Raw genomic sequence first — 22,875 nt, 5'->3', positions numbered from 1 at the left:
GCCACCCTGTGACGGCGGGACGGCGGGACGGCGGGACGGCGGGCGCGTCGCCCCGCTCCCGTACGCTGAACGGATGCCCCGCATCCGCACCTGGGCCCCGCCCGGCCCGTACGACCTCCTGCGCACCCTGGGTGTGCTGGGCCGCGGACCGGGCGATCCCGCGTACCGGGTGGAGGGCGGCGCCGTCTGGCGGGCCGCCCGTACGCCCGACGGTCCGGTGACGGTCAAGATCGCGGCGCGCCCCGCGGAGGCGTGCGTCGCGGCCGAGGCGTGGGGCCCGGGCGCGGACTGGATGCTGGAGCAACTCCCGTCCCTCTTGGGGGAGTTGGACGACCCGTCGGCCTTCACGGCCCGGCACCGCATCGTCCACGAGGCGCACCGCCGCAACCCCGGCCTGCGGCTGGTCCGCACCGGCCTCGTCCTCGAATCGCTGATCCCCTCGATCCTGGAGCAGAAGGTCACCAGCGACGAGGCGTACCGGGCCTGGCGGCTGCTCCTGCAGCGGTTCGGCGAGCCCGCGCCCGGCCCGCACGAGCGGCTGCGCGTGCTGCCGGACGCGCGCGGCTGGGCCATGATCCCGTCCTGGGAGTGGCACCGCGCCGGCGTCGACGCCAAGCGCTCCGACACGATCGTGCGGGCCGCGCGGGTCGCCCGCCGCCTCGAAGAAGCGGCGCACATGGACCTGCCGGACGCGCTGCACCGCCTCCAGCTGGTCCGGGGCATCGGCCCGTGGACCGCCGCCGAGGTCCTGCAGCGGTCCAACGGCGCGCCCGACGCGCTCACCCTCGGTGATCTGCACCTGCCGCGCATCGCGGTGTACGCGCTCACCGGCCGGATGGGCGGCACCGACGAGGAGATGCTGGAGCTGCTCGCCCCGTACGAGGGCCAGCGCCACCGCGCGTCCCGCTTCCTCCTCCTCTCGGGCCGAGTCCCACCCCGCCGAGCCCCCCGCTACTCACCCCGAGACATCGCCCGCCTCTGACCCAGCTTGGGCATTCGTGCCGCTGGGCTCCGCCCCCTCCCCTTCCCCCCGCCGCTGTGGGCATTCGTGCCGCTAGGGCGGCACGGGTGGGCACAGCGGCACCCCCCACCGGCGGGCAGCCGGCCCCCCGCCGAAGGCGCCCTACCGCACCACGACGAAGTCCGACACCTCCCGCACGGGCCGCGGCTTCGGCGCCGCCGCGGGCCGCCCAATGGCCACCGCCCCCATCGGATCCCACCCCGCCGGCAGCCCGAGCACATCCCGGACGACATCCCGGCAGAACATCGTCGAGGACACCCACGCCGACCCCAGCCGCTCACCCGCCAGCGCGACGAGGAAGTTCTGCACCCCGGCACCCGCCGCGACCACGAACATCTCCCGCTCGGCGGCGTTGCGCCGGGCGTCCGCCGCGGCGTCCGGCCCCGCGTACGTGTGCGAGCCGTCCATGACCAGGCACGGCACCGCCAGGTACGGCGCGTTCCGCAGCACGTCGCCGCGGCGCACCCGCCGGGCGACGGACTCCTCGGACTTGCCGTCGCCGCGCAGGTCCGCGAGCCAGGCGTCCCGCATCGCGTCCAGCAGCCGGGTCCTGGATTCCTCGGACTCCAGCAGGACGAAGCGCCAGGGAGTGGTGTGGTGCGGCGCGGGCGCGGTCACGGCCGCCGCCACCGCGCGCCGTACCGCGCCGCCGTCCACCGGGTCGTCGGTGAACTCCCGGACCGTCCGGCGCAGCGTCACGGCTTCCCGTACGGCCTCGGAGGTGCCGAGCCGGAACATGTCGTCGGCGGGGGAGCGCACGAGCGCCCGCGCCCCGGGACCGTCCGTGGCCTCCGCGCCCTCCGCGCACTCCGCGCCCTCCTGAGGAGGCGTCAGCGCGTGCGGCAGGCCGCGGACCACCGCGACCGGCAGCCCGCCCGCCTTGCCCTTGACCAGGTCGCCCGCGCTCGCCAGCTCGTCGGCCGTGGCGACGACCGTGACGCCGAGCGGATTGCCGTGGCTGTCGGTGCTGCCGCGCAGGTCCTCCAGGACCCGCACGCCGGCCGCGCCGATGGCGACGTCGGTCAGCCCGTTGCGCCAGGGCCGCCCGAAGGTGTCCGTGACGACCACGCCGACGTCCACGCCGAGCGCGGTGCGCAGCCCGGCCCGGATCGCCCGGGCCGAGGCGTCGGGGTCCTCGGGCAGCAGCAGGACGGTGCCCTGCGGGGTGTTCGAGGCGTCGACCCCGGCGGCGGCCATGACCAGGCCGTTGCGGTTCTCGACGATGCGCAGCGCGCCGCGCCGCGCCACGACCCGTACGGTCTCCCGGTCGATGGCGGCCTCGCGGTCGGTCGCCGCCATGATCCGGTCCTCGGCCTTGCTGACGATCTTCGAGGTGACCAGCAGCACGTCGCCGTCGGCCAGGCCCGGCAGGCCGGGCGCGCCGGCCGCGGCGGCGATCAGCTTGGCGAGGTCGTCGCCGGGGCGCACCTCGGGGATGCCGGGCAGCGCCCAGACGCGGTACGAGGGTGCCTCCTCGGCGGGCGCGTCGTACGGGGCCGCGGGCGCGTCCTGCGGTCCGGCGGTCACGCCCGTACCTCTTCGGCGAGCGTCAGCGCCTCGCGGGCCATCGCCGCCGTCGCCTCCAGGTCGGTCATCATCAGCGGCACCGCGCGGCAGCGGATGCCGGCGGCCTCCACCTCGGCGGCCTTCTCCGCGTCGACCGTGTCCACGAGCCAGCCGTCCAGCAGGCCCATGCCGTAGTGGGCGGCGACGGCCGAGGCGGTGGACTCCACGCCGACCGCGGCCAGCATCTTGTCGGCCATGCCGCGGACCGGCGCGTCGCCGACGATGGGGGAGAGGCCGACGACCGGCGCGCCGGCCTCCGCGATCGCCTCGCGGACGCCGGGGATCGCCAGGATCGTGCCGACGCTGACGACCGGGTTGGACGGCGGGAAGAGGATCACGTCGGCGGCGCCGATGGCCTCCAGCACGCCGGGCGCGGGCTTGGCCTGCTCGGCGCCGACCGGGACGACGGCGTGCGCGTCGACGGACGCGCGCAGTCGGACCCAGTACTCCTGGAAGTGCACGGCCTTCTTCTCGCCGTCCTCGTCCACGATGGCGACATGGGTCTCGACCCGGTCGTCGGTCATCGGGAGCAGCCGCACGCCCGGCTGCCAGCGGTCGCAGAGCGCCTCGGTCACCGCGCTGAGCGGGTAACCGGCGCCCATCATCTGTGTACGGACGATGTGCGTGGCGAAGTCCCGGTCGCCCAGGCCGAACCACTCAGGGCCGACCCCGTAGGCCGCCAACTCCTCCTTCACGCGGAAGGTTTCGTCCTCCCGTCCCCAGCCCTGTTCCTCGTTGATGCCGCCGCCGAGCGTGTACATCACGGTGTCCAGGTCGGGGCAGACCTTCAGCCCGAACAGATGGATGTCGTCACCGGTATTGCCGATGACCGTGATGTCCGCGTCCGGAGCCGCTGCCTTCAGTCCCCGCAGAAAGCGGGCGCCGCCGATGCCGCCGGCGAGAACCACAATGCGCATGGCCCCAGGATGTCAGGAGGAGATGACCCTTTGGGCAGTGGGCGAGCACTGCGAACTGTGCATGGGCATATCCGTCAGGCCCGGGAAGTAGATGTGCAGGCTGACCGCGGGCGTGAGCGTGTCGTTGGTGACCTCGTGGACGTAGCCGGGGGCGAAGACCCGCTGTGCGCCGGGCGTCAGGCTGCGGCTGCCGCTCGGGCTGTGTTCGGTCAACTCGCCGTCCAGGACGGCCAGTACACCGGAGGACCGGCCGTGGTCGTGGCGGCCGCTGCCCTGGCCGGGCAGCCAGCTCAGCAGCCAGACCTCGTAGCCGGGGCCCGTGCGCAGGCGGTGGTACCAGCGGGTGGTGGCGTCGTACTCGACCAGGTGCGCCCACTGGGCGCGGTCGGCGGCGATCGAACGGGCGAGCCCGGCGAATTCGGCCACCGTCGCGGGGTGCTCGCGTGCGGGCTGGAGCAGATGGCTGACCTCGAAGATGTCGCCGGCGATCTGGAGGTCACTGTCGCTGTTCATGGACTTCTGATTCCTCGGAAGAAGAAGAGCTCGAAGGGGTGAGCTCGAAGAAGAGCGGGCTGCGCGGAAAGCGGGGTGCGGCGCGGCGTGACGTGGACGCCGGGCGGCACTCAGTGGTGGTGCGGGAGGAGAAAGCTGGAGCTCGGAAGCGTCAACAGCTGCAACAGCGACAGCGAGCCTGGACAGCGCAGCGGGACCCGTAGGCACGGGTCAGGCGGGGCGCGGGCATCACTGGCATGGAGTCAAGGAGAGCGGGTACTGGGCGGCCGTGTCAACCGGATGTCTTGTTTGGGGTAAATGTTTCACCTCATCCGGTTAACTGCGACCGACGAAAGGTTTGTGCACCCGATGGCTGGGAGAGGTGGCCCACCAGTTGCGTCGCCAAACGCCGTTGCGGTTCCGTGATCTGAATGTGATCAAGCCCGCTTCTGGTGCTGGAGTGCAACGTGATCGCTGTCCGTTGAGTCCTTCAGAGGCGGAAGGGGGGCGCGGGATGCATGAGGCGAATGTTTGTCCTGGTTTTTGCCGATTTGAACACTTACCGCATACCCTTGGTTCCGCAGAGTGAATAAGGGGCCCAATAGCAGATCTCGGCTTGACTGGCCCGGATCGGCACACTTGTAATTTCACTCGTGTCGTTCAGCCGTCATCGGTAACGGCAACATCACGGGGACGCAATGACAGACGAGGGGCGCACATGACCGAGCTGTTCGAAGAATTGCTGGTCGAGGAGGCGGACGAGGAGCTCGGCTGGCAGGAGCGCGCGCTGTGCGCCCAGACCGATCCCGAGTCCTTCTTCCCGGAAAAGGGCGGCTCCACCCGCGAGGCCAAGAAGGTCTGCCTCGCCTGTGAGGTCCGCTCCGAATGTCTTGAATACGCTCTTGCCAATGACGAACGCTTTGGCATTTGGGGCGGTCTGTCCGAGCGCGAGCGGCGCCGGCTGAAGAAGGCCGCGGTCTGAAGCCCGACGGCGACGGCCCGGGCGGCAGACGCCCGGCACCGGTCGGCACAGCGCCCGCACGCCGGTCGAAGCACCGGCACCGCCACCGCGGCACACGGCGAGCACCCACTCCGCCCCCGGCACCTCACCGCCGGGGGCGGAGTGCTGTTTCCGCAGCCAGGAGGGCACCGCGTACGGACCCGGCGGACGCGCCCGCGTGAACCATTAGTGTGGGGCTCCGTCCGAGACGCACCAACACCCGCATGGTGAGCGCGCGTCCAGCGCAGTCCATCGCAGTCCATCGCAGTGTCTTCCGGGGGCCACACCCCGCAGCGGCCCGTCCGCCGCGGGAGACGGCAGCCCCGGGTCCGGAGGGCCCGTACCTCGATGTCCGTGCACAGCCAGTCGGCGGCCCAGGCCGCCTCATACGAAGCCGCCGCGCCCCAGTTCCCGCGGCATGTCGTCACCGCCGTGATCGTCTCGCACGACGGCGCGCGCTGGCTGCCCGACGCGCTCGGAGGCCTCCTCGGCCAGGAGCGCCCGGTGCAGAACGTCGTCGGCGCCGACACCGGCAGCGCGGACGACTCCGCCCGGCTGCTGGCCGAAGCCCTCGGCGACGAGCGGGTGCTGCACCTCGCCCGCCGCTCCGGCTTCGGCACCGCCGTCGACGAGGCGGTCCGCGCCACGCCGCCGCTCACCCCCGACGACCTGCCCTACCTCAAGCGCCCCAGCGGCTGGGACCCGGTCACCAGGACCTGGCACGACGAGGCGTACGACATGCCGGACCTGCCGCACGGCGAGCCCGTGCAGTGGCTCTGGCTGCTGCACGACGACTGCGCGCCCGCGCCCGACGCGCTCGCCGAACTGCTGCGCGTCGCCGACGCCAGCCCCTCCACCGTGATCGTCGGCCCCAAGCTGCGCAGCTGGTACGACCGCAGGCAGCTCCTCGAAGCCGGCGTCAGCATCGCCCGCTCGGGCCGCCGTTGGACCGGCCTGGACCGCCGCGAACAGGACCAGGGCCAGCACGACCAGGTGCGCTCGGTGCTGTCCGTCTCCACCGCCGGCATGCTCATCCGCCGCGACGTCTACGAACAGCTCGGCGGCTTCGACCGCCGGCTGCCGCTGATGCGCGACGACGTGGACCTGTGCTGGCGCGCCCAGGCCGCCGGACACCAGGTGCTGATCGCGCCGGACGCGGTGCTGCGGCACGCCGAGGCCGCCTCGCGCGAGCGCCGCCCCATCGACTGCGTCGGCCGCAGTGTCGCGGGCCCGCACCGCGTCGACAAGGCCGGTGCCGTCTACACCCTGCTGGCCAACACCCGCGGCGCGATACTGCCGTACGTCCTGCTCCGCCTCGTCCTCGGCACCTTCCTGCGCGTCCTCGCCTACCTCGTCGGCAAGGTGCCGGGCCAGGCGCTCGACGAACTCGCCGGGCTCTTCGGAACCCTGCTGCGGCCCGGCAAGATCATGGCGGCGCGGCGCAGACGCGGGAAGCCGGCGGTCGAGGCGAGCGAGCTGCGCGCGCTCTTCCCGCCGCCCGGCGCGACCGTACGGGCCACCGTCGAACAGGTCGCCAGCAACTTCTCCGGACGCGCGGCCCCCGACGCCTCCGCCGGCGGCCGGCACGGCGCCGTGGAGTCCGGGCCCGGCGGCGACGACGCGGACTTCCTGGAGGTCGAGCAGTTCGCGCGGCTGAAGCGGATGGCCCGCCGGCCCGCGCCCGTCCTCTTCGTCGTCCTGCTGCTCGTCTCGCTGGTCGCCTGCCGCGGCCTGCTCGGCGGCGGCGCGCTGACCGGCGGCGCCCTGCTGCCCGCGCCCGGCGAGGTCTCCGACCTGTGGGCGCGCTACTTCCACAGCTGGCACGACGTCGGCATCGGCTCCACCGCCTCCGCGCCGCCCTACCTCGCGGTCCTCGCCCTCGTGGCGAGCGTCTTCTTCGGCAGTACCGGCTTCGCCGTCACCCTGCTGCTGGTCTGCTCGGTCCCGCTGGCCGGCCTGACCGCGTACTTCGCCTCCCGGCCGCTGGTCGCCTCGCGCCTGCTGCGCGCCTGGGCCGCCGTGGCGTACGCCTTCCTGCCCGCCGCCACCGGCGCGCTCGCCGGTGGCCGCATCGGCACCGCCGTCCTCGCCATCCTGCTGCCGCTGATGGCCCGCGCCGCGATCGCCGCGAGCGGGCTGCGGCTCGCGCCGGGCATCCGGCCGAGCTTCCGCGCCGCCTGGGCGTACGCGCTGCTGCTGACCTTCACCACGGCCTTCACCCCGATCGTCTGGCCGATCGCCGTGCTCCTCGGCCTCGGCCTGCTGGTCCTGCGCTTCCTCGACGGCAACCGCGACAAGATCGTGGCGTACGCGCTGCGCTTCCTCGCCGTCGTCGTCTCCCCGATGGTCGTGCTCGCGCCCTGGTCGCTGTCGCTGCTGACCGAGCCGTCCCGCTTCTTCCTGGAGGCCGGGCTCGCGAACAAGCCGGGTGCGGCGTCCTGGCTGGACCTGCTCGGGTTCAGCCCCGGCGGCCCCAAGGCGTACGGCAGCGTCCTGCTGCTCGGCGTCGTGCTCGCCGCCCTGGGCGCGCTGCTGCGCGGCGAGCGGCAGCGCACCATCCGTACCGCCTGGGTCGCCGGCCTGGTCGCGCTGCTCTTCGCGGGCCTGGCCAACGGCTCCGGCTGGGCCGGGCCGCCCGCGCTGGTCTACGGGCTGGCGCTGCTGTGCGCCGCCGCGGTCGGCGCCGAGGGCATCCGCACCCGCATGATGACCCTCGGCTTCGGCTGGAAGCAGCCGGTGGCCGTGCTGATCGCGCTGGCCGCCGCGCTGGCCCCGGTGTGGGCGGCGGTCAGCTGGATGCTCGGCGGCGCCGCGGGCCCCGTGGAGCGCCGCAATCCCGAGCAGGTCCCGGCGTTCGTCGCCGAGGAGTCCGGCACCGCCGACCGCGCCCGCACCCTCGTCCTCGACGGGGACGCGGGGCACGTCGCGTACTCCCTGGTGCGCGGTTCCGGCGCGCGCCTCGGTGACGCCGACATCGCCGCCGAGGCCGGCGAGGACAGCCGCCTGAACGACATCGTCGCCCACCTCGTCGCGGGCTCCGGCGCCGACCAGACCGACCAGCTCGGCGGCTACGCCGTGCGGTACGTCCTGGTCAAGGACGGCGCCCCGCGCGAGATGGGCCGCACCCTGGACGCCACGCCGGGCCTGACCCGGCTCAGCCAGGAGGACGGCAGCGCCCTGTGGCGGGTGGACCGCCGGGTCTCCCGCGTCTCCGTCGTCAGCGGTACGAAGGGCGGCGCTCCGCAGGCCGGTACGGCCGCCGCGCCGGTCGCGGTCGCCGCCGACCCGGTCGACGCGCACACGAAGCTGCCCGCCGGGCCCGACGGGCGGGTGCTGCGCATCGCGGACGCCGCCGACGAGGGCTGGCAGGCCACGCTGGACGGCAAGCCGCTGAAGCCGGTCACGGTGGACGGCTGGGCGCAGGGCTTCGAGCTGCCCGCCGCGGGCGGCCGGCTGGACCTCACCCACGAGAGCCCGCTCACCCACACCCTCTGGATGACGGCACAGGGCCTGCTCGCCCTCGTGCTGGTGGTCATGGCCTTGCCGGGCCGCCGCCGGGACGTCGACGACGACCTGCCCGAGGAGGGCCTCACGGAGACCGTGCCCGCACAGCCCGTGGAGGGCGAGGGGCGCCGCGCCCGTAGGCTGCGCGCCGCCCAGGAGGCGGTGGCAGCGCAGAAGCCCGTCGCGGAGGCGGCCGTGCCCGGCGCCCGGGACGGCGCCGACCCGGTGGCCGACCCGTATGCGGCGGCCGCCCAGCAGGCCGACCCGTACGCCGCCGCCCAGGCCGACCCGTATGCCGCGGCCGCGCACGGCACCCCGTACGCCGCCGACCCGTACGCCGCCGACCCCTACGCGGCCGCCCAGGGCGTCCCGCAGCAGGCGGTGCCCGAGATGCCGCAGCAGCCGCCGTACCAGGACTGGCAGGGCGGACAGCCGGCCGATCCGTACCAGGCCGCGCAGTACGGGCAGCAGTACCAGCCCGCCGATCCGTACCAGCCCGACCCGTACGCCCAGCAGGCATACGGAGCCGGCGTGTACGACCCGTACGGCTACGGGCAGCAGCAGCCCTACGGGGACGGCACGGCGTACGAGGGAATGCCGCACGACAGGGCACCCCACGACGGGGCCGGCACCACGCACGACGGCTCGTACCGCGAGCCCCGCCGCGACGGGAGCGACCAGCAGTGAACCGCACCACCATGTCCCTGATCGGCGCGGTCGCCGCGCTCGCCGCCGTCACCGGTGTCGCCGCCGTCACGGCGCCCGGAGACGGCGCCGACACCACCGCCTCGAAGGCCGCCAGGCTGCCCGTACAGCGCTCCGCGCTGATGTGCCCGGCCCCGAGCTCCTCCGAGGTCGGCGAGACGACGTACACCGCCTTCACGCCCAAGGGCGACGGGGCGGGCAAGGGCAGCGCGAGCCTGCAGCCCGCGGCGGACGGCCGGGCGGACGACGCCGGCAAGAAGGGCGGCAAGGACAAGAAGAAGGCGGCGGACGCGAAGCCCGTCGCGCCCCTGAAGGCCCCCGGCACGCCGGTCACCTCGACCACCGACCGCTCCGACGCGCCCGCCCTCGTCGGCGCCGCCGACGGCGGCCTCGCGCCCGGCTGGAGCGTCCAGCAGACCACCGAGGTCAGCGCGGGAATCGGCCGCGGCGTGCTCGGCACCTCGTGCACCGCCCCGGACACCGACTTCTGGTTCCCCGGTGCCAGCACTTCGCCCGGCCGCCAGGACTACGTCCACCTCACCAACCCGGACGCCACCGCCGCCGTCGTCGACCTGAAGCTGTACGGCAAGGACGGCCCCCTGAAGGCGGCGTCCGGCGAGGACATCCAGGTGCCGCCGCACTCCAGCGTCCCGGTACTGCTCTCCACGCTCTCCGACACCCGCTCCGCCAATGTGGCGCTGCACGTCATCGCCCGTGAGGGCCGGGTCGGCGCGGCCGTGCAGGCCGGCGACGAGAAGACCGGCGGCGACTGGCTGCCGGCCGCCGCCGACCCGGCCTCCGCCGCCTCCGGGCTGGTGCTGCCGGGCATCCCGGCCGACGCCACCTCCGTGCGGCTGGTGGCCCTCGCGCCCGGTTCCGCCGACGCCGACCTGAAGGTGCAGCTCGCCACGCCCACCGGCTCGATCGTGCCGGCCGGGCTGGAGACGCTGCACCTGAAGAGCGGGATGACCACCGCGGTCGACCTGAAGGACCTCACCAAGGGGGAGGCGGGCTCGCTGATCCTCACTCCGGCCGAGGGCTCCAAGGCGCCGGTCGCCGCCGCGCTGCGGGTCACCCGCGGCAAGGGCGCGAACCAGGAGATGGCGTTCATCCCCGCGACGAAGCCGGTCGGCGACCGTGCCACCGCGGCCGACAACCGAGCCAAGGGCGGCACGCTCTCGCTCGTCGCCCCGCGGAAGGGCGAGGACGCGCGGGTGAAGGTCACCGCGTCGGCGGGCAGCGGGGGCGGCAGCCCGGTCACCAAGACCTACACGGTCAAGGGCGGCAGCACGCTCGCGGTCGAGCCGCCGCGCCCGAACGGCCTCAAGGGCACGTACGCGCTCACTGTGGAGCCGGAGAAGGGCGGTGGGCCGGTCTACGCGGCGCGCACGCTCGCGCTGCCGCACGGCGGCGTCCAGGGCTTCACCGTCCAGACCCTGCCGGACGACCGCGGCACGGTCGAGGTGCCGACGGCGGGCTGGAACATGTCGGTGCTGAACGACTGACCGGCCGAACCGGCCCGGGCCTCTCAGGAGATGACTCCCGAGGGGCCCGTTTCAGTCCTGCCCGTACCGCGGGTCGACCGACTCCGGGGCCAGCCCCAGCAGCTCCGCGACCTGTTCGACGACGACCTCGTGGACGAGGAGCGCGCGCTCCTCGCGGTTCTTCGTACGGATCTCCACCGGGCGCCGGTAGACCACGATCCGGTCCCGGCGGCCGGCCTCCGAGGGCAGCAGCCTGCCCAGCGGCACCGTGTCCTCGTCCGCCGCGAGCCCCTCGTCCCCGCCGGGCCCCAGCCGCGGCACGTCGCGCACCGAGAACTCCACCTCCGACAGCTGCGGCCAGCGCCGCTCCAGGCGCTCCACGGAGTCGTGCACGAGGTCGACGAAGGCGTCGGCACGGCTCACCGAGAGCGGTACCTGGGGCGGCGCGATCGGGCCGCGCATCCCGCGGCCGTGGCGGTCGCGGCGGCGCGGACGCGGCTCCGTCGGGCTGGGGTTGCCCCCGGCACCGGCCGGGGGAGGTACGGGGCTGTCCATCAATCACGAGCGTAGCCGCCGCGGGCCGGGGACGGCCGAACTCTTGCCCCGTCCGCCTCATGTCGCTCACTGATCGGTCCGAGTTCTGTTCCGTTCGTTCATCCGGGGCGATATGACCGCCGAACGCTCGCGTAACGCCCGCGAAATGACACGAATTGACTGGAGTGCGGAGGGGAATCATCGCCTCCACTCGGGCGGCAACGGGTTCTCGACGCAGGTCAGCCCGAGCGTGCGCAGGTCAGACAGGTCGGGCGAACCGGGACGACACGGCCGGGTGAGGTCGTGGAGAGTCGTCGCGGCCCGCTCAAGAGTGCGGTACCGTCCAACGTCGTGAGCCCTGTACGTCGCTGTTCGCGCACTGCGTGCGGCCGTCCCGCCGTCGCAACGCTGACGTACGTCTATGCGGATTCGACCGCTGTGCTCGGCCCGCTCGCCACCTACGCGGAACCCCACTGCTACGACCTGTGTGCCGAGCACTCCGAGCGCCTGACCGCGCCGCGCGGCTGGGAGGTCGTCCGGCTGGCCGCCGATCCCGGAGCGGTCCAGCCGAGCGGTGACGACCTCGAAGCACTCGCCAACGCGGTGCGGGAAGCGGCGCGTCCGCAGGAACGTACGGTCGGCGGTCCCGAGGCGGCAGGCCCCCGTGAGGCCGACCCCATGGAGGTCGCCCGCCGCGGTCATCTCCGTGTGCTCCGCTCCCCGGACTCCTGAAAGCCCGCTTCCGGGGCGGCACGGCTCAACAGAGCCTGTGTCCGAGGCTGCACGGACCAACAGCCGTCGGTTTCCGGCCTTTTCCGGGGCGCGTTCTTTTCTGACACGCGATCACTTCTGACCAACCGTCATTTCTTGACGGCCCATTGACTCCGGCTTGGCGCGGACACGACCATTCCTCCACTCCTGCGAGATCGCCTTCCGCATGCCGGAAGGAACGGGGGAGCCGCCACGCCGCCGGGGAGGCCGCCGCATGTCCGGAGTGTTCGTCCAGCAGCTTCAGCCGATCGCCGATTCGCTCGCCCTGTCCGCGCTCGTCGCGGCCCTGCCGCTGATCACCGTCCTGGTCCTGCTCGGCGCCGTACGGATGCGCGCCCACCGCGCGGGCCTCATCGGCCTCGCCGTCGCCCTGCTCACCGCCTGCGCCGGCTCCGGGATGCCCGTGTCGCAGGCCCTCTCCAGCGCGGTGCAGGGCGCCGTCTTCGGGCTCTTCCCCATCCTGTGGATCGTCGTCAACGCCCTCTGGGTGTACCGGATGACGGTCCGCACCCAGCACTTCGACGTGCTCCGCCGCTCCTTCTCCCGGCTCTCCGACGACCCCCGTATCCAGGCGCTCGTCATCGCCTTCTGCTTCGGTGCGCTCCTGGAAGCCCTCGCGGGCTTCGGTGCGCCCGTCGCCATCAGCGCCGTGATGCTGGTCGCCCTCGGCTTCGCCCCCGTCAAGGCGGCGGTCGTCGCGCTCGTCGCCAACACCGCCCCCGTCGCGTTCGGCGCCATGGGCACCCCCGTCGTCACCCTCGCCCAGGTCACCGGCCTCCCGCTGGACTCCGTCGCCTCCGTCGTCGGCCGCCAGACCCCCCTCCTCGCGCTCGTCGTCCCGCTCCTCCTCGTCGCCCTGGTGGACGGCCGCCGCGGCCTGCGCGAGACCTGGCTCCCCGCGCTCGCCTGCGGCGTGGCCTTCGCCGCGACCCAGTTCGCCGCCGCCAACTACGTCTCGGCACAGCTCGCGGACATCGGCGCGGCGCTGATCGGCGCCGCCGCGCTGGTCGCGGTGCCCGCCGCCCGGCGCCCCGCCACCGCCGCCGTGCGCGCCGCCGTCCTGACCGGCGCCCGCAGCGAGGACCTCGACGTGCGCGACAGCCGCCGCGAGACGGTCCGCGCCTACGCCCCGTACGGCCTGATCATCGTGATCTTCTCGCTCGCCCAGATACCGCCGTTCAAGGGCTGGGCGGCGGCGGCCACCCAGGCCTTCGACTGGCCGCTGCTGGACGTCGCGGGCCCCGACGGCAAGCCGGTCGGCGGCAACGTCTTCACGCTCCCGCTGGTCGCCACCGGCGGCACGCTCGTCCTCCTCGCGGGCCTGATCACCGCGGCCGTGCTGGGCGTTCGGGCGCGCGCCGCCGCGAAGGAGTGGCTGGCCACCGTCCACGAACTGCGGTTCGCCATCCTGACCGTGACATCCGTCCTCGCCCTGGCCTACGTCATGAACCTCTCGGGCCAGGCCGCCACCATCGGCCACTTCGTCGCCGCGGCCGGCGCCGGGCTGGCCTTCCTCTCGCCCGTACTGGGCTGGTTCGGCGTCGCCGTCTCCGGCTCCGACACCTCCGCCAACGCCCTCTTCGGCGCCCTCCAGGTCACCGCGGCCCAGCAGTCCGGCCTCTCGCCCGAACTCCTCGCCGCGGCCAACAGCTCCGGCGGCGTCCTCGGCAAGATGATCTCCCCGCAGAACCTCACCATCGCCTGCGCCGCCGTCGGCCTCGCGGGCCGCGAGGGTGACCTGCTCCGCAAGGTCCTCCCCTGGAGCCTGCTGCTGCTCCTCGTGATGTGCCTGATCGTGCTGGCGCAGAGCACGGCGGTACTGGGCTGGATGCTGCCCTGAGAGGCGGCTCCGGGCCCCGCCGACCCGCTTCCGACCGTCGGTTTCGGGCCGGAAGCCGCCGTACGGGCCGCCGTTCACCGACGGTTCACGGCGGGCCCACAGATCTTCCCGGTAGCTTGGGGTTCCCGAAGAGAACCTCAGGAGGGTGGCTGTGGCTGATCTGTCGCAGATCGTGAAGGCGTACGACGTGCGCGGTGTGGTCCCCGACCAGTGGGACGAGACCCTCGCCGAGCTGTTCGGTGCGGCGTTCGCCCAGGTCACCGAGGCGGAGGCGATCGTCATCGGGCACGACATGCGGCCCTCCTCGCCGGGCCTGGTGCGCGCGTTCGCCCGCGGCGCCGCCGCGCGCGGCGCCGACGTCACCGAGATCGGGCTGTGCTCCACCGACGAGCTGTACTACGCGAGCGGCGAGCTCGACCTGCCGGGCGCGATGTTCACCGCCTCGCACAATCCGGCCCAGTACAACGGCATCAAGATGTGCCGGGCCGGCGCGACGCCGGTCGGCCAGGACACCGGCCTCGCCGAGATCCGGGCCCTGGTCGAGGAGTGGACCGAGAAGGGCGCGCCCGAGCCCGTCGCCGAGACCGGCTCCGTCACCCAGCGCGACGTCCTGGGCGACTACGCGGCGTACCTGCGCTCCCTGGTGGACCTCTCCGGCATCCGCCCCCTGAAGGTCGTCGTGGACGCGGGCAACGGCATGGGCGGCCACACCGTCCCCACCGTCTTCGAGGGCCTGCCGATCGAGCTGGACCCGATGTACTTCGAGCTGGACGGCACCTTCCCCCACCACGAGGCCAACCCGCTGGACCCGAAGAACATCGTCGACCTCCAGGCCCGCGTCCGCGAGACCGGCGCGGACATCGGCCTGGCCTTCGACGGCGACGCCGACCGCTGCTTCGTCGTCGACGAGAACGGCGACCCGGTCTCCCCCTCCGCGATCACCGCGCTGGTCGCCTCCCGAGAGCTGGCCAAGGACCCCGGCTCCACGGTGATCCACAACTGCATCACCTCCTGGTCCGTCCCCGAGGTCGTCAAGGAGAGCGGCGGCAAGCCCGTCCGCACCCGCGTGGGCCACTCCTTCATCAAGGCCGAGATGGCCAGGACCGGCGCGATCTTCGGCGGCGAGCACTCCGCGCACTACTACTTCCGCGACTTCTGGAACGCCGACACCGGCATGCTCGCGGCCATGCACGTGCTGGCCGCGCTCGGCGGCCAGGAGGGCCCGCTGTCGGGGCTGGTCGCCCAGTACGACCGGTACGCGGCCTCCGGCGAGATCAACAGCACCGTCGACGACCAGGCCGGCCGGCTCGCCGCCATCAGGACGGCCTACGAGGGCCGCGCGGGCGTGACGCTGGACGAACTGGACGGCCTCACCGTGACCAGCGCCGACTGGTGGTTCAACCTCCGCCCCTCCAACACCGAGCCGCTGCTGCGCCTGAACGTCGAGGCGCGGGACGCGGACACGGTCGCGCGCGTACAGGACGAGGTCCTGGCCGTCGTCCGCGGATAGCCTCGCGTCGGCACCTGCCCCGAAGGGCGGCCGGCGGCGGCCACAGCCCGCCGCCGGCCGCCCAAAAGCACCCCTCACCGCCGCCCGGCGGTACCCTGACGAGGGGAAACACATCGTCACCCTGAAGGGGTCGTCTCCATGCCGGTCGAAGCCAGCCTCCTCGAGATCCTCGCCTGCCCGGCGTGCCACGCCCCCTTGGCGGACAAGTCCGCGGACGACCCCGCCGAGCTGGTGTGCACCGGCAGCGGCTGCGGCCTCGCCTACCCCGTACGCGACGGCATCCCCGTCCTCCTCGTGGACGAGGCCCGCCGACCGGCCTGAGCGCCCTCGCCCCAGGCCGGCCCGCCGCTCCGCCCAGCCAAGCCCGGCGACCGGAAGGCAGCACACCATGCTCGACGAGTCACTCCTCGACGCCCCCGAGGCCCTGGCCGAGGCGGACCGGTACGGCCTGCTGCGTGCCGTGGCCGAGTCCGGCGCCCGCGTGCGCACCGCCGCGCGGAACGCCGCCGAGGCCGGCATACCGGACCTCACGCCCGACGGCCGTCCCCGCACGGTCCTCGTGGCGGGCCCGGGCCCCGCGGCGCCCTGTGTCGCCGACCTCTTCGGCGCCCTCGGCGGCGGCAGCTGCCCGGTGACGCTGATCCGGCCCACCGGCGTGGCCCCCGTCCCGGGCGCGCTCCGCTGGACCCTGCCGGGCTGGACGGGCCCGCTGGACCTGCTGCTCGTCGCGGGCCCCGACGGCGCCGACGCGGGCCTGGCGGAGCTGGTCGAGAACGCCTACCGCCGGGGCTGCTCCATCGTGGGCGTCACCCCGGCCGGCAGCCCGCTCGCCGACGCCATCGAGCAGGCCCGCGGCCTGGCCGTACCGCTCGCCACCACTTCGTACGACGGCGAGTTCGACGTCGAGGGCGCGCCGCCGGCCGCGCCCGGCACCCTCTGGTCGCTGCTCACCCCGCTGCTCTCGCTCGCCGACCGGATCGGCCTGCTCGACGCCCCGGCCGACGCGCTGGCCCGGCTCGCCGACCGGCTCGACCAGGTCGCCGAGCACTGCGGCCCGGCCACCGCCACGTACAGCAACCCGGCCAAGACCCTCGCCGCCGAGCTCGCCGACAGCCTCCCGCTGATCTGGACCGAGGGCCCGGTCTCCGGGGCCGTCGGCCGGCACTTCGCCGCCGTACTGACCGGCCTCGCGGGCCGCCCCGCGCTCGCCGCCGAGCTCCCCGAAGCGCTCACCGCGCACGGCATGCTGCTCGCCGGCACCCTCGCGGCCGGCGCCGATCCGGACGACTTCTTCCGCGACCGGGTGGAGCAGCCCGAGGCGCTGCACGCCCGTGCCCTGCTGCTCCGCGAGGGCGCCCCGGGCCCGCTGTCCGCCGCGCACGCCGCCCGCGACCTGGCCCTGGAGCGGGACACACCGGTCAGCGAGCTGGAAGCGGAGAGCGACGGCAGCCCCCTGGAGAACGCCGCACAGCTCTTGGCCACCACGGATTTCGCCGCCGTTTACCTGGCGCTCGCCGGAGCCGAGGGATCATGAGGCGGGGCGGTGTGCGGCACGACCGCTGCCCCGCCCCTCCGCCACCCCCCACCGCCCCCTGTCGCCCCTATCGACCACTACAGGAGTCCGCCCGCCATGGACCGCCTCACCAACACCGTGCGCCCCTACGCCTGGGGTTCCACGACCGCGATCCCTTACCTCCTCGGCGTCGAGCCGACCGGTGAGCCGCAGGCGGAGATGTGGATGGGAGCCCACCCCGGCGCGCCGTCCCGCGTCGACCGGGGCCTCGGCCCGCAGTCCCTGGCCGAGATCATCGACGAGGACCCCGAGGACGAGCTCGGCCCCGAATCGGTACGCGCCTTCGGCCCCCGCCTGCCCTTCCTGCTGAAGCTGCTCGCGGCCGGCTCCCCGCTCTCCCTCCAGGTCCACCCCGACCTCGCGCAGGCCAAGGAGGGCTTCGCCGACGAGGAGCGGCGCGGCGTGCCCCTCGACGCGCCGCACCGCAACTACAAGGACGCCAACCACAAGCCCGAGCTGATCTGCGCGCTCACCCCCTTCGACGGCCTGTGCGGCTTCCGGCACCCCGAAGAGGCCGCCGAGCTGCTCGCAGGGCTCGGCGTCGACAGCCTCAAGCCGTACGTCGACATCCTGCGCGCCGGGCCCGAGGAGGACGCGCTCCGCGAGGTCCTCACCGCCGTCCTCACCGCCGACAAGCACGCCATGGCCGAGACCGTCGGCGAGGCGGCAGCGCACGCCGAACGCCTGGGCAGGGCCGGCGGCCCGCACGCCGAGTCCTACGCCGCGTACGCCTCGATCGCCCACCACTACCCGGGCGACCCCGGCGTGATCGCCGCGATGCTGCTCAACTACGTGACGCTGCAGCCCGGCGAGGCGCTCTTCCTCGGCGCCGGCATCCCGCACGCGTACCTCAACGGCCTCGGCGTCGAGCTGATGGCCAACTCCGACAACGTGCTGCGCTGCGGCCTCACCCCGAAGCACGTGGACGTCCCCGAACTGCTGCGCGTCGTCCGCTTCGAGGCGGGCGACGCGGGCGTGCTGCGCCCGGAGGCCGGCCCCTCGGGCGAGGAGGTCTACGAGACGCCGATCGACGAGTTCCGGCTCTCGCGCTACGCCCTGGCCCCCGGCTCGGCGGCGGTGCCGCTGGACGCCCGTACGCCGCAGGTCCTGCTGTGCACGGCGGGCTCGGTCGTGCTGCGGGACGCGCCCGGCGCGGCGTCCGCAGGGCGGGAACTGGCGCTTGCGCCCGGTGAGTCCGCGTTCGTCCCGGCCGGGGAGGAAATCACCGTCGACGGCGAGGGCACGCTCTTCCGTGCCACCGTGGTGGCCTGATGCAGGCCTCTGGGGCGGGCTGCAAGAATGACCTTCCCAAGTGGTTAAAGGGGCAGTAAAGCCCGGTCGACGGAAGGGACATGCGGCACTCATGAGTGCATCAGGTGGCACCAAGGCCATCGTCGCGGCGCTGGGCGCCAATCTGGCCATCGCCGTAGCGAAGTTCGTGGCGTTCGCCTTCAGCGGTTCGTCCTCCATGCTGGCCGAGGGCGTGCACTCGATCGCCGACTCGGGCAACCAAGGACTGCTGCTCCTGGGCGGCAAGAAGGCCAAGCGCGAGGCGACGGCCGAGCACCCCTTCGGCTACGGCCGCGAGCGGTACATCTACGGCTTCCTCGTCTCCATCGTGCTCTTCACCATCGGTGGCGTCTTCGCGCTGTACGAGGGCTGGGACAAGATCCAGCACCCGCACGAGCTGGAGCACTGGTACTGGCCCGTGGGCGTCCTGGTCTTCGCGATCGTCGCCGAGGGCTACTCCTTCACCACGGCCATCAAGGAGTCGAACTCGCTGCGCGGCGAGCAGTCCTGGGTCCAGTTCGTCCGCCGCGCCAAGGCCCCCGAGCTGCCCGTCGTCCTCCTGGAGGACTTCGGCGCGCTGGTCGGCCTGGTCCTCGCGCTGCTCGGCGTCTGCCTCACGCTGATCACCGGCGACGCGATCTGGGACGGCATCGGCACGATGTGCATCGGCGCGCTGCTCGTACTGATCGCCCTGGTACTGGCCGCCGAGACCAAGTCGCTCCTCCTGGGCGAGGCGGCGGGCGCCGACCAGGTCGCCAAGATCCGCGCGGCCATCGTCGACGGCGACACCGTCACCCGCGTCATCCACATGCGCACCCTCCACCTCGGCCCGGAGGAACTGCTGGTCGCCGCGAAGATCGCGGTCCAGCACGACGACACGGCCACGGAGGTCGCCGACGCGATCAACGCCGCCGAGGACCGCATCCGCGCCGCCGTACCGATCGCCCGGGTGATCTACCTGGAGCCGGACATCTACAGCGCCGAGGCCGCGGCCTCGGGCACGAGCCCGGCGCCGGGCGCCTGATCCTGCGCAGCGGGCCCCGCACTCAGAGCTCTGAGTGCGGGGCCCGCTTTTCTGTCTCCTGCTGCCGTGCCCTACTGGATCTCGGCGAGTACGGTCATGATCGCGTCGCTGTCCGGCGCCGCCTGCAGCCGCGCCCGGAAGTCCGCGTCCATCAGCTTCCGCGAGAGCAGGGCGAGGATGCGCAGGTGCTCGTCGCCCGCCGCGGCCTCCGGTACGCAGATCATGAAGACCAGCTTCGCGAGCGTGCCGTCCAGCGACTCCCAGTCGATGCCCTCGGCGGAGCGCGCGAACCCGACGACCGGCGCGGTGACCGCGTCCGTCTTGGCGTGCGGGATCGCGATCTCCTCGCCCAGCCCGGTGGTGCCCTGCGCCTCCCGGGCGAGCGCCACCCGCACCAGCTCGTCCACGTCCGCGACCCGCCCGGTCCCGGCCGCCAGCTCGGCCAGCTCCCGGATGGCCGCCTCCTTCTCGGTGGCGTCGAGCCGGACCTTGACGGTGGCGGGGGTGAGGTAGCCGGAGAGGACTTCCTGAGTCGTACCGGTCCCGGCCCCGGCAGCCGGACGGGCCTCCGCCGGCGCGGTCGCGCCGACCGCCTCCGTACGCGCCTCCGTACCGTTGCGCCGCTCCGCCATCGTCATCAGCGTCACCGTGCACAACGCGGTGACGACCGTGCCCGCCGCGACGGCCACGAAGAACATCGCGACGCCGCCCACCGCGCCCAGTACGGCCACGATCGGCCCGCCGTGCGGCACGTTGTCCGTCACCCCGGCCAGGCCGGCCAGCGCACCGGCCACCGCGCCGCCGATCATGTTGGACGGGATGACCCGGGCGGGCCGCCCCGCCGCGAACGGGATCGCGCCCTCCGTGATGCCGAAGCAGCCCATGAACAGCGCCGCGAGGCCGGTCTCCCGCTCCTGGTCGTTGTAGAGCCGGCGGCGCAGCAGCGTCGCCAGGCCCTGCCCGAGCGGCGGCACCGGAATGGCGGCCGCGCACATGCCCATGATCTCGGGGTTCTTGGAGACCAGCCCCGCGCCGAACAGGAACGCCGTCTTGTTGACCGGCCCGCCCATGTCGAACGCGATCATCAGCCCGAGGATGATGCCGAGCAGCGCCGCGCTGGACCCTGTCAGGCCGCCCAGCCAGCCGGTCAGGTGCTCGAACACCCATGAGATCGGCTGCCCGATGACGTAGATGAAGAACAGCCCCAGCGCCGTCGTGGCCACGATCGGGATCACGATGATCGGCATGATCGGCTGGACGAACTTCGGTACCCGGACCTTCTTGATCCACAGGACCAGATACCCGGCCAGGAAGCCGGTGACGATCGCCCCGATGAAGCCCGCACCCGACTTGGAGTCGTACAGCGCGCCCGTATTGGCGATCCAGCCGCCGATCATGCCCGGTACCAGCGCGGGCCGGTCCCCGATCGCGTACGCGATGTACCCGGACAGGATCGGCACCATCAGCGTGAAGCCGATCGTCCCGATGTCGTTGACGTGCTTCCAGAACGAGCCGTCGGGGATCACGAGCCCGCCGTCGGCCTGCGGATGCCCGCCCAGGGCCAGCGAGACGGCGATGAGCAGCCCGCCCACCACGACGAACGGGATCATGTAGCTGACGCCGTTCATCAGCGCCTTGTAGGCGACGCTGCGCTCCTTGCCGCCGCCGGACTCCGCACCCGTACCGGCGGCGGCGCCGCTCCCGGCACCCGCTGCGGTACCGGCGTCCGCGCCGTACACGGGCGCCGTCCGCACCCGCTCGATCAGCTGCTCGGGGTGATGGATGCCCTCGGCCACCCCGACCACGACCACCCGCTTGCCGGCGAAGCGGCTGCGGTCGACGTTCTTGTCCGCGGCGATGATGATGCCGTCGGCTCGCCTGACATCGTTGTCAGACAGTACGTTCTCGGCCCCGATCGAGCCTTGCGTCTCCACCTTCATCTCGTGACCGAGCGCCTCGGCGGCCTGCGCCAGCTTCTCGGCGGCCATGTACGTGTGGGCGATACCCGTCGGGCAGGCGGTCACCGCGAGCAGCCGCAGCCCCTGCCCGCCCTTCTCGGCACCCTCGGCCCCTTCGAGCACTGTGCTCCGGGGGTCTGCGCTCTCCGGACCCGGGGGCCCCGCGCCCTCGGGGGGCACCGCTGAACTGCTGGTCACGTCTCTCTCCTCACGATGTGCCGCGCAAGAGCGTGCAAGTGTTCCCGCGCACCCCGCATCCTGCAACAAGAACCCCACCCCTCCAACCCACCCACACAGGCCCCACCCGTCACCACCACTCGGGGCCACATCAGCACGCGGCTTCCTCCCCGCCCGGGCGCACGCGTCGCGCCGAAGCAGCCCGCGGCCGTACTCCGCGACGCGCCGCACCGTCAGGTGTGACGTCCCCCGTCATCGTGTGTGACGCGCCGCACCCTCCCGGAGGGGCTGGGGTTCACTGGGCCGATCGGTGTAGATTCGTGCCCAGTGCCAGACGTCGCTGCTGATGGCGGTCGGTCGGCCCGCACCGCGGACCGGCCGAGGGAGAGAGGGCCTCCGACGGACTGCGTGCTGCGGCCAGGGGACAGGTATGTCCCGGTGGTGGACACGTCCGAGCGACACGTCCGCCCCGGTGACGGTCATGTCCGAACGACCGGGTAAGCCGGTCACAGGAATGTCCAGGTGGGCGTACCGCATCGCGTACACCCGCCCGTACACCCCGCCTGCCCGCGCCGCAGACTGCCGACCGCAACCACCCTCCGACTCCGGGGAGCAGCCCGACATGACGACAGCAGCCACTGATCAGGACTTCAAGGTCGCCGACCTTTCCCTGGCCGCCTTCGGCCGCAAGGAGATCACCCTCGCCGAGCACGAGATGCCCGGTCTGATGGCGATCCGCAAGGAGTACGCCGCCACGCAGCCGCTGGCCGGCGCCCGCGTCACCGGCTCGCTGCACATGACCGTGCAGACCGCCGTCCTCATCGAGACCCTGGTCGCCCTCGGCGCCGAGGTCCGCTGGGCGTCCTGCAACATCTTCTCCACCCAGGACCACGCCGCCGCGGCCATCGCGGTGGGCCCGAACGGCACCCCCGACGCCCCCCAGGGCATCCCGGTCTTCGCCTGGAAGGGCGAGACGCTGGAGGAGTACTGGTGGTGCACCGAGCAGGCCCTGACCTGGCCGAACTCGCCCACCGGCGGCCCGAACATGATCCTGGACGACGGCGGTGACGCCACCCTCCTCGTCCACAAGGGCGTCGAGTACGAGAAGGCCGGCAAGGCGCCTTCCGTCGACACCGCCGAGAGCGACGAGCACCGCGCCATCCTGGAGCTGCTCAACCGCACCCTGGCCGAGTCGCCGAAGAAGTGGACCGAGCTGGCCTCGGAGATCCGCGGTGTGACGGAGGAGACCACGACCGGTGTCCACCGTCTGTACGAGATGCACCGCGACGGCACCCTCCTCTTCCCGGCGATCAATGTGAACGACGCCGTGACGAAGTCGAAGTTCGACAACAAGTACGGCTGCCGGCACTCGCTGATCGACGGCATCAACCGTGCCACCGACGTGCTGATCGGTGGCAAGACCGCCGTCGTGTGCGGGTACGGCGATGTGGGCAAGGGCTGTGCGGAGTCGCTGCGCGGCCAGGGCGCCCGGGTGATCATCACGGAGAT

Annotated in this window: 17 protein-coding genes; 12 read left to right on the top strand and 5 right to left on the bottom strand. The window is 73.2% G+C overall.

Annotation, left to right across the window (positions count from 1 at the left end; genetic code table 11):
- Positions 1 to 73: 73 nt before the first annotated feature.
- Positions 74 to 982, top strand: coding sequence for a DNA-3-methyladenine glycosylase family protein (locus ABT381_RS21725; RefSeq protein ID WP_351596729.1), 909 nt, complete (start codon positions 74 to 76; stop codon positions 980 to 982).
- Positions 983 to 1,123: 141 nt separating this feature from the next.
- Here ABT381_RS21725 and ABT381_RS21720 read toward each other — a convergent pair whose 3' ends face one another.
- Genes ABT381_RS21720 through ABT381_RS21710 form a run of 3 tightly spaced genes read right to left on the bottom strand, consistent with a single transcriptional unit; the run spans position 1,124 to position 4,017 of the window.
- Entirely contained in the window at positions 1,124 to 2,548 is a 1,425-nt protein-coding gene (locus ABT381_RS21720; RefSeq protein ID WP_351596727.1) for a coenzyme F420-0:L-glutamate ligase, read from the bottom strand.
- Positions 2,545 to 3,504 carry a 2-phospho-L-lactate transferase gene (gene cofD / locus ABT381_RS21715; protein WP_351596724.1) on the bottom strand — a complete coding sequence of 320 codons (960 nt, stop codon included), beginning with the start codon at positions 3,502 to 3,504 and terminating at the stop codon, positions 2,545 to 2,547. Before cofD ends, ABT381_RS21720 begins: the two co-directional genes overlap by 4 nt.
- A 12-nt stretch (positions 3,505 to 3,516) precedes the next feature.
- Positions 3,517 to 4,017, bottom strand: a complete 501-nt coding sequence (locus ABT381_RS21710) for a cysteine dioxygenase (RefSeq protein WP_351596721.1) — start codon at positions 4,015 to 4,017, stop codon at positions 3,517 to 3,519.
- Between the two features lie 697 nt (positions 4,018 to 4,714).
- Here ABT381_RS21710 and ABT381_RS21705 point away from each other — a divergent pair.
- The 3 genes from ABT381_RS21705 to ABT381_RS21695 all read left to right on the top strand — a co-directional run bounded on the left by ABT381_RS21705 (position 4,715) and on the right by ABT381_RS21695 (position 10,710).
- Positions 4,715 to 4,978, top strand: coding sequence for a WhiB family transcriptional regulator (locus ABT381_RS21705; protein WP_030266018.1), 264 nt, complete (start codon positions 4,715 to 4,717; stop codon positions 4,976 to 4,978).
- A 366-nt stretch (positions 4,979 to 5,344) separates the two neighbouring features.
- Positions 5,345 to 9,187, top strand: coding sequence for a glycosyltransferase family 2 protein (locus ABT381_RS21700; RefSeq protein WP_351596718.1), 3,843 nt, complete (start codon positions 5,345 to 5,347; stop codon positions 9,185 to 9,187).
- Positions 9,184 to 10,710 carry a DUF5719 family protein gene (locus ABT381_RS21695; RefSeq protein ID WP_351596715.1) on the top strand — a complete coding sequence of 509 codons (1,527 nt, stop codon included), beginning with the start codon at positions 9,184 to 9,186 and terminating at the stop codon, positions 10,708 to 10,710. The genes ABT381_RS21700 and ABT381_RS21695 overlap by 4 nt, the downstream gene beginning before the upstream one ends.
- 51 nt (positions 10,711 to 10,761) lie before the next feature.
- Here the strand turns inward: ABT381_RS21695 and ABT381_RS21690 are convergent, their stop codons facing one another.
- Positions 10,762 to 11,244 (bottom strand): metallopeptidase family protein, encoded by a 483-nt coding sequence (locus ABT381_RS21690; protein ID WP_351596712.1) that lies wholly within the window; start codon positions 11,242 to 11,244, stop codon positions 10,762 to 10,764.
- A 282-nt stretch (positions 11,245 to 11,526) separates the two neighbouring features.
- Between ABT381_RS21690 and ABT381_RS21685 the strand changes: the two genes are divergently transcribed.
- From ABT381_RS21685 to ABT381_RS21655, 7 genes are all read left to right on the top strand, one after another.
- Positions 11,527 to 11,955, top strand: coding sequence for a DUF3499 domain-containing protein (locus tag ABT381_RS21685; RefSeq protein ID WP_078601067.1), 429 nt, complete (start codon positions 11,527 to 11,529; stop codon positions 11,953 to 11,955).
- Positions 11,956 to 12,217: 262 nt separating this feature from the next.
- Positions 12,218 to 13,834 carry an L-lactate permease gene (locus ABT381_RS21680; RefSeq protein ID WP_351596748.1) on the top strand — a complete coding sequence of 539 codons (1,617 nt, stop codon included), beginning with the start codon at positions 12,218 to 12,220 and terminating at the stop codon, positions 13,832 to 13,834.
- Positions 13,835 to 13,985: 151 nt separating this feature from the next.
- Positions 13,986 to 15,344 carry a phosphomannomutase/phosphoglucomutase gene (locus ABT381_RS21675; RefSeq protein WP_351596708.1) on the top strand — a complete coding sequence of 453 codons (1,359 nt, stop codon included), beginning with the start codon at positions 13,986 to 13,988 and terminating at the stop codon, positions 15,342 to 15,344.
- Between the two features lie 138 nt (positions 15,345 to 15,482).
- A complete protein-coding gene (locus ABT381_RS21670; RefSeq protein ID WP_351596705.1) occupies positions 15,483 to 15,665 on the top strand; it encodes a Trm112 family protein in 183 nt (60 codons plus the stop codon).
- A 67-nt stretch (positions 15,666 to 15,732) separates the two neighbouring features.
- Complete coding sequence (locus tag ABT381_RS21665) at positions 15,733 to 16,878, top strand: SIS domain-containing protein (RefSeq protein ID WP_351596702.1); 1,146 nt, start codon at positions 15,733 to 15,735, stop codon at positions 16,876 to 16,878.
- Between the two features lie 96 nt (positions 16,879 to 16,974).
- The gene (gene manA, locus ABT381_RS21660) at positions 16,975 to 18,189 is read left to right on the top strand and encodes a mannose-6-phosphate isomerase, class I (protein WP_351596699.1); all 1,215 of its coding nucleotides are present in this window, start codon (positions 16,975 to 16,977) and stop codon (positions 18,187 to 18,189) included.
- A gap of 91 nt (positions 18,190 to 18,280) precedes the next feature.
- Positions 18,281 to 19,231: a cation diffusion facilitator family transporter gene (locus ABT381_RS21655; RefSeq protein WP_351596697.1), complete on the top strand. Its 951-nt coding sequence runs from the start codon at positions 18,281 to 18,283 to the stop codon at positions 19,229 to 19,231.
- Between the two features lie 71 nt (positions 19,232 to 19,302).
- Here the strand turns inward: ABT381_RS21655 and ABT381_RS21650 are convergent, their stop codons facing one another.
- Positions 19,303 to 21,219, bottom strand: a complete 1,917-nt coding sequence (locus tag ABT381_RS21650) for a fructose-specific PTS transporter subunit EIIC (RefSeq protein ID WP_467754820.1) — start codon at positions 21,217 to 21,219, stop codon at positions 19,303 to 19,305.
- A 769-nt stretch (positions 21,220 to 21,988) separates the two neighbouring features.
- Between ABT381_RS21650 and ABT381_RS21645 the strand changes: the two genes are divergently transcribed.
- Positions 21,989 to 22,875 (top strand): adenosylhomocysteinase (locus ABT381_RS21645; protein ID WP_351596694.1); only part of this gene is annotated, 887 nt, incomplete at its 3' end.

The organism is Streptomyces sp. NPDC000151 (genome assembly GCF_040301705.1).
Lineage (GTDB): Bacteria > Actinomycetota > Actinomycetes > Streptomycetales > Streptomycetaceae > Streptomyces.
The sequence above is the reverse complement of the archived record's forward strand: the minus strand, read 5'-3'. Positions and strand labels throughout refer to the sequence as shown.